The sequence below is a fragment of the Belnapia rosea genome, from assembly GCF_900101615.1.
Lineage (GTDB): Bacteria > Pseudomonadota > Alphaproteobacteria > Acetobacterales > Acetobacteraceae > Belnapia > Belnapia rosea.
Window position 1 is genome coordinate 96,659 of sequence record NZ_FMZX01000003.1, and the last position, 10,308, is coordinate 106,966.

The following is a 10,308-nucleotide window of genomic DNA, read 5'->3' on the forward strand; positions in this document are numbered from 1 at the left end:
GGCGGCGCGTCAGCCGCGCGGCGCCGCCGCCCGCGTCAGCCGGTCGTTGATCGCGGCGCCGAGCCCCGTCTCCGGCACCGGCATGGCGGCGATGCCGCGGCAGCCGCGTGCGGTGCCCACTGTGTCCAGCCACCGCAGCCCGGCAAAGAGGCGCGCCGCCGCCTCCCGCAGATCACCGGCCTCGGAGAGGTTCCAGACCACCGCCGCGCCGGGGAGTGGGGCGCCAAAGGCAAGCAGCGCCTCATCCGCTGCGGCATGGGTGGCGCCGAGCCGCACCGGCAGGGCAGGGGCGTAGTGGGAGAGCATCATCCCCGGCGAGCGCAGCGAGGCCGTCGCTGCCGCGGCCGAGAGCGGCAGGGTGCGGCCGACCGGGCCAAGTTCCGCCTCGATTGCCTCCACCGGCACTCCGCCGGGCCGCAGCAGGACCGGTCCGGACCCGGTCAGGTCGAGCACGGTTGACTCCACCCCGACTTCACAGGGTCCATCATCCAGCACCGCGGCGATGCGTCCATCGAGCCCGGCGAGCACATGCTCGGCCGTGGTCGGGCTGACCTGGCCGGACCGGTTGGCGGAAGGGGCCGCCACCGGCACCCCCGCCGCCCGCAGCAGCGCCAGCGCCGCCGGATGTGCCGGCACCCGCACCGCCAGCGTGTCCAGCCCGGCACCGGCCAGCAGGTCGATCCGGCAATCCGGCCGGCGCGGCAGCACCAGGGTCAGCGGGCCGGGCCAGAAACGGGCGGCGAGGCGGCGGGCGCGGTCATCGGCGCGGATATCGGCGAAGGCCGCCTCGGCATCCGGATAGTGGCAGATCAGCGGGTTGAAATGCGGCCGGCCCTTGGCCTCGAAGATGCTGGCGACCGCACGCGCATTCCGCGCATCGCCGCCGAGGCCATAGACCGTCTCGGTCGGGAAGGCGACCAGCGCCCCCTCGCGCAGCAGCGCCGCCGCCCGCCCGGTCTGCGCCGGGGTCAGCCGTTCCGTCATGCGCCGCGGCAGATGAAGTCGGGGTTGCGCCAGCCCGGCTTGCCATAGCGAAGGGCCGTGCCGTCCACCAGCGTCACCGCCCCGCCGGCCGCCTCCACCAGCGCCTGGCCGGCGGCGGAGTCCCATTCCATGGTCGGGCCGAAGCGCGGGTAGAGGTCAGCCGCGCCTTCCGCCACCCGGCAGAATTTGAGGGCGGAGGAGGCGCTGCGGCGCTCCGCCACCGGGCGCCCGGCGAGGAAGGGACCCATGCGCGGGTCATCGGCATACTGGCGGCTGGCCAGCACCGTCAGCCCCTCGGGCGGTGGTTGGCGGACCTGGATCGGCCGGCGTGGCGCCGCATCCTCCTTCCAGGCCCCGGCGCCGAGCAGGCCGCCGAAGACCTCGCCCGTCGCCGGCAGCGCGAGGGCACCGAGCAACGCGCGGCCCTCCCGTACCAGGCCGATGCAGACGGCATATTCGGTCCGGCCCTTGGCGAAGTCCCGCGTGCCGTCGAGCGGATCGACCAGCCAGAAGGCCGGGCAGGCCGCGGTGACGAGGCCGCCCGCCACCTCCTCCTCCGCCACCACCGGGATGTCCGGCGTGGCCGCGCGCAGACCCTCGACGATCAGCGCCTCGGCCACATGATCGGCCTCGGTGACGGGGCTCTCGTCGGATTTGCGGTCCACCACGAAGCCGGCGCGGCGCACCGCCTCGATCGCGGCAGCGGCGCGGCGGGCGAGGCCGGCGGCGAGTTCCAGCAGGGGGGCATCGTCCATAGGGCCAGCTTTACCTGCCTGGCCCGTCTCCCGCCAGCGGCGGAGGGTGCTATCTTCCAGGGCTAATCTCAGCATCGGAACCCCAGCCGTATGATCGACATCGCATTCGTGAAACCCGCCCTGCCACGTCATGGCGCGCTGGTGCTGCCCATCGGCGAAGGTGCGGAGGCCCTGGCCGGGCTCGCGCAGGCGATCGATGCGGCAACGGGCGGGGCGGTGCAGCGGGCGCTCACCGCTGCGGGCTTCAAGGGCCGCAAGGGGCAGAGCTGCACGGTCTGGGGCCCGGCGCTGACGGATGGCGCCTCCGGCCCGAGCCGCATCGTCGCCATCGGCCTCGGCAAGGAGATAACCCCGGAAGCCGCGGAGGCCGCCGGCGGCGCCCTCTACGCGCTGGTCCAGGCGGAGCGCGAGGCGGTGGTGGCGGCCGAGGCATTGCCGGCCCCGGTCGCCGCCGCGCTCGCCATGGGCCTGCTGCTGCGCAGCTACCGCTTCGACCGCTACCGCACGACGGAGAAGGAGGAGGACAAGCCGAAGCTCGAGCGCCTGTCCGTCGCGACCGATGCCGCAACCGCCGCCAAGACGGCCTGGGCCCCGCTGCGCGCCATCGCCGATGGCGTCTTCATCACGCGGGACCTGGTGAGCGAGCCGCCGAACGTGCTGAACCCGCCGGAGATGGCGGAGCGCTGCCGGGCGCTCGAGAGCCTCGGCCTCACCGTCGAGATCATGGGGCCGAAGGAGATGAAAAAGCTCGGCATGGGTGCCCTGCTCGGCGTCGCCATGGGCAGCGCGCAGGAGCCGCGCATGGTGGTGCTGCAGTGGAACGGCGCCTCCCGGGGCAAGAAGGCGGGGCAGAAGCCCGTCGCCTTCATCGGCAAGGGCGTGACCTTCGACACGGGCGGCATCTCCATCAAGCCTGCCGCGGGGATGGAGGACATGAAGTGGGACATGGCGGGCGCCGGCACCGTCATCGGGCTGATGGCGGCGCTGGCCGGCCGCAAGGCGAAGGTCGATGCCGTCGGCCTCGTCGGCCTGGTCGAGAACATGCCGGGCAGCGCTGCCCAGCGCCCGGGCGACGTGGTGACGACGGCCAGCGGCCAGACCGTCGAGGTCATCAACACCGATGCCGAAGGCCGCCTCGTGCTGGCCGATGTGATCCATTACTGCCAGACGCGCTTCGCCCCGCGCTTCATGGTCGATCTGGCGACGCTGACCGGCGCCATCATCGTCGCCCTCGGCCATGAGCACGCCGGCCTGTTCAGCAATGACGACGAGCTGGCCGGGCGCATCATGGCGGCCGGCAAGGCGGTGGGCGAGGCTTGCTGGCGCATGCCGCTGGGCGAGGCCTATGACAAGCAGATCAAGTCCGAGATCGCGGACATGAAGAATGTCGGCGGCCGGCCGGGCGGCTCGATCAGCGCGGCGCAGTTCATCCAGCGCTTCGTCGACACCAAGGCAGGGCCGATGCCCTGGGCGCATCTCGACATCGCCGGCACCGCCTGGAGCAGCAAGGACCTGCCGACATCGCCGAAGGGGGCGACCGCCTTCGGGCTGCGCCTGCTCGACCGGCTGGTCGCCGAGCATTACGAAGGTTGAGCAGCGCTTCATGCTCACGGTGAAGCTGCGCCGCGCGCCGCGCGAGGATGCGCGGGCGCCGCTCGCCCTGCCGCTGCCGGATGCCGCCGCGGTGCCGTCTGCGCTGCGGGCGGCGGCGGAGGCGGCGGGCTTCACCGGGGCGGCCGGCCAGGCGGTGATGCTGCCGGAGCGGGGGCTGATGCTCCTCGGCACCGGCGCCGCCCGCCGGTCGCTCGACTGGGAGGAGGCCGGGGGCACCGCCGCCGCCGCGATCGGGGAAGCGCGGCGGTTCGCCATCGATGCCCGCGGCCTTGCTCCGGGCGCGGCCGCTTCCCTCGCCGCCGGTGCCTGCCTGCGGGCTTGGCGCTTCAGCCGTTACCGGAGTGAGCCGGCCCCCGGGCCGCGCAGGCTCGATCTGCTGGTGGATGATCCGGAGGCGGTGGCGCCGCATTGGAGCCGCGCCGCCGCCGGGGTGCGTGGCTGCCTTCTCGCCCGGGACCTGGCGATGGAGCCGGCCAATACGCTGACCACGCGCGCCTTCGCCGCGCGGCTGGAGGCGCTGGCCGAGCATGGCATCGCCGTCGATGTGCTTGGCCGCAAGCGGCTGGCGCGGGAGGGTCTGGGCGGGCTGCTGGCGGTCGGCGGCGGCAGCGAAACACCACCCCGCCTTGCCGTGCTGCGCTGGCGCGGCAGCGTGGCGGCGGCGCCCGTCGTCTTTGTTGGCAAGGGCATCTGCTTCGACACGGGCGGCATCTCGATCAAGGGCGCGGCGGGGATGGAGGCGATGAAGGCCGACATGGCCGGCGCCGCGGCCTGTGCCGGGGCGATGCTGGCCCTCGCCTTGCGCCGCTCGCCGGCGCCGGCCATCGCCGTGCTGGCCCTCGCCGAGAATGCGGTCGGGGAGCGCTCCTACCGGCCCGGAGACGTGCTGCGCATGGGCTCCGGCCGCACCGTCGAGGTGGTGGACACCGATGCCGAGGGCCGGCTGGTGCTGGCCGATGCCCTGCATTATGCGCGGCAGTTCAGGCCGCAGGCGGTGCTCGACCTGGCGACGCTCACCGGCTCGATCGTCACCGCCCTCGGCAGCCACCGCGCCGGGCTGTTCGGCACCGATGCCGGGCTGCTGGCCCAGGCGGCGGCGGCGGGCGAGGCGGTGGGCGAGCCGCTCTGGCCCATGCCGATCGGCGAGCGGCACCGCGAGGACCTCAACAGCGCCATCGCCGACCTGAAGCAATGCACGACCGGACGGCTGCAGCCCGATGCCTGCCATGCCGCCGCCTTCCTGCGCGAATTCGCCGGGCCCGCGCCCTGGGCGCATCTCGACATCGCGGGCGTCGATGACCGGGCGGAGGCCGCGCCACTGGGCCCGCCTGGGCCGAGCGGCTTCGGCGCGCGGCTGCTCGACGCGCTCGTCTCCATGTATTTCGAGCATTGAGCGCGAATGGCCGAAATCGCCTTCTACCACCTCACCCGGCTGCCGCTGGAGATGGCGCTGCCCAAGCTGCTCGGCCGCGTGCTCGGCACCGGCGGGCGGGCGGTGGTGCTGTGCGGCAGCGAGGAACGCGTGGCGGCGCTGGATGATGCGCTCTGGAAATCCACCGATCCCGATTGGCTGCCCCATGGCACGGCCAGGAGCGGCCATGCGGCGATGCAGCCGATCTGGCTGACCGCCGAGGATGCTCCGGCGCCGAATGATGCGCGCTTCCTCGTGCTGGTCGATGGTGCCGACAGCGCGCGCCTTGCCGAGTATGACCGCGTGCTTGACCTCTTCGACGGCGCCGATGAGGCCGCGGTCGCCGCCGCCCGCCGCCGCTGGAGCGCGGCCAAGGCGGCGGGGCATGCGCTGTCCTACTGGCAGCAGGGCGCGCGGGGCTGGGAGAAGAAGGCCTAGCCGTCCAGCCGGATTCCCGTCAGCGCCACCAGCGCCTGCCAGCGCTCGACCTCGGCCCGCTGGAAGGCGGCGAATTCGGCAGCCGGCAATGGCGCCGGGGTGAAGCCCAGCGTCGCCAGCCGCGCCGCCATGCCCGGCTCCGCCAGGATCTTCGGCAGCGCTTCGGACAGGCGATGGATGACCGGCGCCGGTGTCCGCGCCGGGGCCCAGAGGCCGAACCAGGCATCGACGGCCATGTAGGGCGCGCCGGCCTCGGCGAAGCTCGGCACATCGGGGAATTCCGGCAGCCGCGCCGGGGCGCCGATGCCCAAGCCGCGCAGCCGCCCCTCCTTCACCAGCGTCATCACCTGCGGCCAGGTGGAGACGAAGAAGTCCACCACGCCGCCGACCGTATCCGTCGTGGCCTGGGCGCCGCCGCGATAGGGCACATGCGTCGCCTCCAGCCCCTCTCGCCGGACGAAGCTCTCGGCGATCACATGGCTCGCCGAGCCGACGCCGGAGGAAGCATAGGTCAGCCGCCCGCCGCCCTTGCCGCGCGCGGCGAGCTCCGCCAGCCTCCGCGCCGGTGAATTCGCGGGCACGACCAGCGCATGGTGCACCTCGGCCAGCCGCCCGATCGGGGCGAAATCCTCGATCGGGCGATAGGGCAGGTCCCGTACCATCGCCGCATTCGCCGCATGGGTCTGGTTGTTGCCGAGGCTCAGCGTATAGCCGTCCGGCGCCGCCGTGGCCGCGGCCTGGGTGCCGACCACGGCGGCGCCGCCCGGCCGGTTCTCGACGACGAAGCTGCTGCCGGGGATGGCATGGCCCAGCGCCTCGGCGAGCGCACGCGCCAGCACATCCGTGCTGCCGCCGGGCGGATAGGCGAGAAGGATGCGCACCGGCTTGTTCGGCCAGGGCGCATCCTGCGCCGCAGCGAGGCCCGGCAGCAGCCATGGCGCGGCAGTCAGCGCGCGACGTCGGATCATCATTCGTTTCCCCCAACCACGTCACAAATCCAGAAATATTCGGAAACGAAACATCACCGCTTCGTGTCCGTGTTAATCCATTCGATCAAGCTTCGGGATACACTTGGTTTCTACTTTGCCGTTATCATGACACAACCACCAGGCATCCTCCCCCCGGATGCAGGAGACCAGAGATGCCACGCAGACCTGCTGCGCGCTGCACCGGCCCGACGGGGAGATGAGGCGCATGGAACGGCGCACCGACCCATGGGGTGACTTCCTGCGGCGCATCCTCCTCTCGGCCGGCCTCGCCAGCGCCGCTGCCGTGTCCACGACCTCGACGGGCAATGACGCACCGCAGGCCGAGGTGTCCGAGGCCGAGGCGCAACCGCAACCGGATGCCCCGAAGACCGCGGCGAAAGCGTAACTCACCGCCGCGCCGCGAAGAATTCGCGCAGCACCACGCCGCATTCCGCCTCCCGTATGCCGCCGACCACCTCCGGCGCGTGATGGCAGGAGGCGGCGGCGAAGATCCGGGCGCCGTGCTCGACACCGCCACCCTTCGGGTCATAGGCGCCGAAGACCAGACGGCGGATGCGGAAGAAGCCGATCGCCTGGGCGCACATCGGGCAGGGCTCCAGCGTCACCGTCAGCGTGCAGTCGGTGAGGAACTTGTCGCGCCGCGCCGTGGCCGCCGCACGCAGCGCCAGCAGCTCGGCATGGGCCGAGGGGTCATGCCGCGCCTCCACCTCGTTGCCCGCCCGGGCCAACACGCGCCCGGCGGCATCCGTCACCACCGCGCCGACCGGCACCTCGCCCCGCGCGGCGGCGGCGCGGGCTTCCTCCAGCGCGATTTCAATGGGCGAGGGCATGGGCCGAGCTTGCCCCGGCACGGCGATAAGTTCTAGCAACGCGCCATGCGCACCCGTCCCATCATCGGCGTCACCCTGGATGCGGAGGAGCCCGGCGGCTACTCCAAGCTGCCCTGGTATGCGCTCCGGAAGAATTACTTCGCCGCCCTGGCCGAGGCCGGCGCCCTGCCCATGGCCCTGCCGCACCACCCGGAGCTGGCCGAGGCCTATCTCGACCAGATCGATGGGCTGCTGGTCACCGGTGGCGCCTTCGACGTGGATCCCTCGCTCTATGGCGGCGGCGACACCCACCCGACCGTCACGCTGAAGGCGGGCCGCACCGATTTCGAGCTGGCCGTGACGCGCGGCGCCCTGAAGCGTGACATGCCCGTGCTCGGCATCTGCGGCGGCGAGCAGCTGCTGGCCGTGGCGCTGGGCGGCACGCTGATCCAGCACATTCCGGACAGCATCCGGACCGAGATCGAGCACGAGCAGCCGAATCCGCGCCATGAGCCTGGCCATGAAGTCACCATCGCGGAGGGCACGCTGCTCGCCCGCATCATCGGCAAGCCGCGCATGGCGGTGAACAGCGCGCATCACCAGGCGGTCGCCACGCCGGGGCCCGGTGCGCTCGTCAACGCAACGGCGCCCGATGGCGTGGTGGAGGGCGTCGAGCATCCCGGCCATCGCTTCGCCCTCGGCGTGCAGTGGCACCCCGAATATGCCGTCGACCCGGCCGACCCGCTGATCTTCACCGCCTTCGTCCAGGCCTGCCGCGGATGAGCGAGGCCGAGGAGGACATGGAGGACGGCGAGCGCGGCGAGCGCATCGCCAAATGGCTGGCCCGCGCCGGCATCGCCAGCCGCCGCGATGCGGAGCGGATGATCGCCGAGGGCCGGGTGAAGCTGGATGGCAAGGTGATCGGCAAGCCGGCGACCTTCGTCCAGCCCGGCCAGGCGGTGATGGTGGACAACCGCCCCGTCGCCAATGCCCAGCGCACGCGGCTGTTCCGCTACCACAAGCCCGACGGGCTGGTGACGACGCATCGCGACGAGAAGGGCCGCAAGACGGTTTTCGATGCGATGCCGCCCGGCCTGCCACGGCTGATCTCGGTCGGCCGTCTCGACCTCACCTCCGAGGGGCTGCTGCTGCTGACCAATGACGGCGCCCTCGCCCGCCGGCTGGAACTGCCCTCCAATGGCTGGATCCGCCGCTACCGCGTGCGGGTGAACGGCATGGTGGACGAGGCGGTGCTGGCCTCGCTTGGCCGCGGCATCATCGTGGATGGCGTGCGCTACGCCCCGATCGAGGCCGGGCTCGACAGCCGCAAGGGCGCCAATGCCTGGCTCACCGTCGCCTTGCAGGAGGGCCGCAACCGCGAGATCCGGCGGGTGATGGAGTATCTCGGACTCACGGTGAATCGCCTGATCCGCGTCTCCTACGGTCCATTCCAACTCGGCGCCCTGCCGGCCGGGGCAGTGGAGGAGGTGAATCCGAAGGTGCTGCGCGAGCAGCTTGGCCTGCAGCAGGAAGCACCGCCGCGGCGCCGTGCCGCCCAGGGGCCTGCCGAGGGGTGAGGATCATCGCCGGCCGGCATCGCGGGCGGCGCCTCCTGGCCCCGCCGGGCGCCGGGACACGGCCGACCGCCGACCGCGTTCGCCAGGCGCTGTTCGACATGCTCTGGCACGCCCCCTGGGGCGGGCGGGAGCGGGTGGAGGGTGCCACGGTGCTCGATGCCTTCGCCGGGACCGGGGCGCTCGGGCTCGAGGCGCTGTCGCGCGGCGCGGCCCGGGCCTGTTTCCTCGAGACCGACCGCGCTGCCCTCGCCGCGCTGCGCGCCAATATCGCCGCCTGCCGCGAGGAGGCTCGCTGCAGCGTGCTCGGCGCGGATGCCACGCGGCCGCCGCGGGCACCGGAGCCCTGCGGCCTGGTCTTCCTCGACCCGCCCTATGCCGAGGGGCTGATGGAGGCTGCGCTCGGCGCCCTGGCCCAGGCCGGATGGTTCAGCGGGGAGGCGCTGATCTGCGCCGAATACGCGGCCGGCACCGCCGCCCCGCCGCCCGGTTTCACCCTGCTTGCCGAGCGCGCCCATGGTGCCGCGCATCTGCTGGTGCTGCGGCCCGCCGCAGCGGGATGACCGGGCCGGTCCGCCGCCTCCGCCGGTTGCTGGTGCTGCTGCCCTCGGCCGGAATTGGCGGCGCCGAGATGCACACGGCGACCCTTGTCCGTGCCCTGGCAGCGGCGGGCGTGGACATCACCGTCGCCGCCGAGGCCGGGCTGCGGGAGGGGCTCGCGCCGCTTTTCGCCCCTGTGGCGGTCGAGGCCGCAGCGGTTGGCTGGCGTGAGGCGGAGGGGCTTGCGGCGAATGCCGGGCGCCAATCCGCCGCCGCGACGGCGCTGCTGGCCCGGCTGCGGCCCGATGCGGTGCTGCTGCCGCTGCCCTGGCCGAGCCATGGACTCGGCCTGCAGGCGGCACTGGCCGCCGCCCGGACGCCGGGCCTCGCCATCGTCCATCTCGCCCCGATCGAGCCGGAGGTCCTGCCGTCGGCGCTGGTGCAGCCCGCGCTGGCCGCGCCTCTGACCTGGGTGGCGGTTTCCGCCCCCGTGGCGCGCCGGGTGGAAGCCGTTTTCGGCCTCGCCCGCGGCCGCGTCACGGTCGTGCCCAATGGCGTCGCCGTCCCACCGGAGGACCCGGCCCGCCGGCTGGCGGAACGTCGGGCCCGCAGGACCGCGCTCGGGCTCGGGCCGGATGCGCCGCTGGTGCTTTTCGCGGGCCGGCTCGAGGACAAGAAGGGGGCGGAACTGCTGCCGGCCCTGGCCGATCACCTGCGCACGGTGCTGGGAGCCACGCTGGTGGCGCTGGGCGAGGGCCCGCTGATGCCACGCCTCGCCGGGCATCCGGCCGCGCGGTCCGAGGGGCCATTGCGGCTACGCGGCGCCGTGCCGGATGTGGCGGACTGGCTGCTGGCGGCGGATGCGCTGGTGCTGCCCTCCCGGCTGGAGGGTTTTCCCCTGGTCTTCCTGGAGGCAGCGGCCCGCCGTTGCCCGGTAGTGGCGACCGAAGCGGCTCTGGAATGTCTTGGAAGTTTAGCGAAGTGCTTTGCCTGGATGAGCAAATCGCAATCCATACTTGACTTGACGCTTCACATTTCTGTGATATTCAAGGACATAGAAGCCGCTGGCTCTCGGGTCGAAGCGGCCCACGCTTATGCCGAACAGTACGGCGTCGATTGGATGCTGGATAGGTATTTCGTGCAATTGCGGGGCGGCCTGATCGGTGATGTGCCTGTCCGAGACAGCTGAATTCA

At 72.7% G+C, this 10,308-nt stretch carries 12 protein-coding genes; 8 read left to right on the forward strand and 4 right to left on the reverse strand.

Features of this window, described 5'->3' with window-relative positions:
• Positions 1-9: 9 nt before the first annotated feature.
• Both BLR02_RS09340 and cysQ read right to left on the reverse strand, forming a co-directional pair.
• Positions 10-984 (reverse strand): L-threonylcarbamoyladenylate synthase, encoded by a 975-nt coding sequence (locus BLR02_RS09340; RefSeq protein WP_090662583.1) that lies wholly within the window; start codon positions 982-984, stop codon positions 10-12.
• Positions 981-1,739, reverse strand: coding sequence for a 3'(2'),5'-bisphosphate nucleotidase CysQ (gene cysQ, locus BLR02_RS09345; protein ID WP_090662584.1), 759 nt, complete (start codon positions 1,737-1,739; stop codon positions 981-983). Before cysQ ends, BLR02_RS09340 begins: the two co-directional genes overlap by 4 nt.
• Before the next feature lie 90 nt (positions 1,740-1,829).
• Here cysQ and BLR02_RS09350 point away from each other — a divergent pair, with 90 nt between their 5' ends.
• The 3 genes from BLR02_RS09350 to BLR02_RS09360 are packed head-to-tail and all read left to right on the forward strand — an operon-like array spanning position 1,830 to position 5,202.
• Complete coding sequence (locus BLR02_RS09350; RefSeq protein ID WP_090662586.1) at positions 1,830-3,332, forward strand: leucyl aminopeptidase; 1,503 nt, start codon at positions 1,830-1,832, stop codon at positions 3,330-3,332.
• Positions 3,333-3,342: 10 nt separating this feature from the next.
• On the forward strand, positions 3,343-4,746 hold the full coding sequence (locus tag BLR02_RS09355) for a leucyl aminopeptidase family protein (protein WP_090662588.1): 1,404 nt from the start codon (positions 3,343-3,345) through the stop codon (positions 4,744-4,746).
• Between the two features lie 6 nt (positions 4,747-4,752).
• Positions 4,753-5,202, forward strand: coding sequence for a DNA polymerase III subunit chi (locus tag BLR02_RS09360; protein WP_090564372.1), 450 nt, complete (start codon positions 4,753-4,755; stop codon positions 5,200-5,202).
• Here BLR02_RS09360 and BLR02_RS09365 read toward each other — a convergent pair.
• On the reverse strand, positions 5,199-6,170 hold the full coding sequence (locus BLR02_RS09365) for a Bug family tripartite tricarboxylate transporter substrate binding protein (protein WP_090564370.1): 972 nt from the start codon (positions 6,168-6,170) through the stop codon (positions 5,199-5,201). The genes BLR02_RS09360 and BLR02_RS09365 overlap by 4 nt on opposite strands.
• Before the next feature lie 226 nt (positions 6,171-6,396).
• On the opposite strand from BLR02_RS09365, the gene BLR02_RS09370 reads away from it, so the two are divergent.
• Positions 6,397-6,576, forward strand: coding sequence for a hypothetical protein (locus BLR02_RS09370; RefSeq protein ID WP_090564368.1), 180 nt, complete (start codon positions 6,397-6,399; stop codon positions 6,574-6,576).
• A 1-nt stretch (position 6,577) separates the two neighbouring features.
• Here BLR02_RS09370 and BLR02_RS09375 read toward each other — a convergent pair whose 3' ends face one another.
• Positions 6,578-7,021 carry a nucleoside deaminase gene (locus BLR02_RS09375; protein WP_176849464.1) on the reverse strand — a complete coding sequence of 148 codons (444 nt, stop codon included), beginning with the start codon at positions 7,019-7,021 and terminating at the stop codon, positions 6,578-6,580.
• A gap of 45 nt (positions 7,022-7,066) precedes the next feature.
• Between BLR02_RS09375 and BLR02_RS09380 the strand changes: the two genes are divergently transcribed.
• The 4 genes from BLR02_RS09380 to BLR02_RS09395 are packed head-to-tail and all read left to right on the forward strand — an operon-like array spanning position 7,067 to position 10,303.
• The gene (locus tag BLR02_RS09380; protein WP_090564366.1) at positions 7,067-7,783 is read left to right on the forward strand and encodes a gamma-glutamyl-gamma-aminobutyrate hydrolase family protein; all 717 of its coding nucleotides are present in this window, start codon (positions 7,067-7,069) and stop codon (positions 7,781-7,783) included.
• A 17-nt stretch (positions 7,784-7,800) separates the two neighbouring features.
• Positions 7,801-8,577, forward strand: a complete 777-nt coding sequence (locus tag BLR02_RS09385) for a pseudouridine synthase (protein WP_408735513.1) — start codon at positions 7,801-7,803, stop codon at positions 8,575-8,577.
• Positions 8,574-9,137 (forward strand): 16S rRNA (guanine(966)-N(2))-methyltransferase RsmD, encoded by a 564-nt coding sequence (gene rsmD, locus BLR02_RS09390; protein ID WP_090564362.1) that lies wholly within the window; start codon positions 8,574-8,576, stop codon positions 9,135-9,137. Before BLR02_RS09385 ends, rsmD begins: the two co-directional genes overlap by 4 nt.
• Positions 9,134-10,303 carry a glycosyltransferase family 4 protein gene (locus BLR02_RS09395; protein WP_090662592.1) on the forward strand — a complete coding sequence of 390 codons (1,170 nt, stop codon included), beginning with the start codon at positions 9,134-9,136 and terminating at the stop codon, positions 10,301-10,303. The genes rsmD and BLR02_RS09395 overlap by 4 nt, the downstream gene beginning before the upstream one ends.
• Positions 10,304-10,308 lie beyond the last annotated feature (5 nt).

Bases quoted from the DNA above. Each gene is read 5' to 3' on its own strand.
- BLR02_RS09340 (WP_090662583.1), bottom strand. From the start codon at position 984: ATGACGGAACGGCTGACCCCGGCGCAGACCGGGCGGGCGGCGGCGCTG.
- cysQ (WP_090662584.1), bottom strand. From the start codon at position 1,739: ATGGACGATGCCCCCCTGCTGGAACTCGCCGCCGGCCTCGCCCGCCGC.
- BLR02_RS09350 (WP_090662586.1), top strand. From the start codon at position 1,830: ATGATCGACATCGCATTCGTGAAACCCGCCCTGCCACGTCATGGCGCG.
- BLR02_RS09355 (WP_090662588.1), top strand. From the start codon at position 3,343: ATGCTCACGGTGAAGCTGCGCCGCGCGCCGCGCGAGGATGCGCGGGCG.
- BLR02_RS09360 (WP_090564372.1), top strand. From the start codon at position 4,753: ATGGCCGAAATCGCCTTCTACCACCTCACCCGGCTGCCGCTGGAGATG.
- BLR02_RS09365 (WP_090564370.1), bottom strand. From the start codon at position 6,170: ATGATCCGACGTCGCGCGCTGACTGCCGCGCCATGGCTGCTGCCGGGC.
- BLR02_RS09370 (WP_090564368.1), top strand. From the start codon at position 6,397: ATGGAACGGCGCACCGACCCATGGGGTGACTTCCTGCGGCGCATCCTC.
- BLR02_RS09375 (WP_176849464.1), bottom strand. From the start codon at position 7,021: ATGCCCTCGCCCATTGAAATCGCGCTGGAGGAAGCCCGCGCCGCCGCC.
- BLR02_RS09380 (WP_090564366.1), top strand. From the start codon at position 7,067: ATGCGCACCCGTCCCATCATCGGCGTCACCCTGGATGCGGAGGAGCCC.
- BLR02_RS09385 (WP_408735513.1), top strand. From the start codon at position 7,801: ATGGAGGACGGCGAGCGCGGCGAGCGCATCGCCAAATGGCTGGCCCGC.
- BLR02_RS09395 (WP_090662592.1), top strand. From the start codon at position 9,134: ATGACCGGGCCGGTCCGCCGCCTCCGCCGGTTGCTGGTGCTGCTGCCC.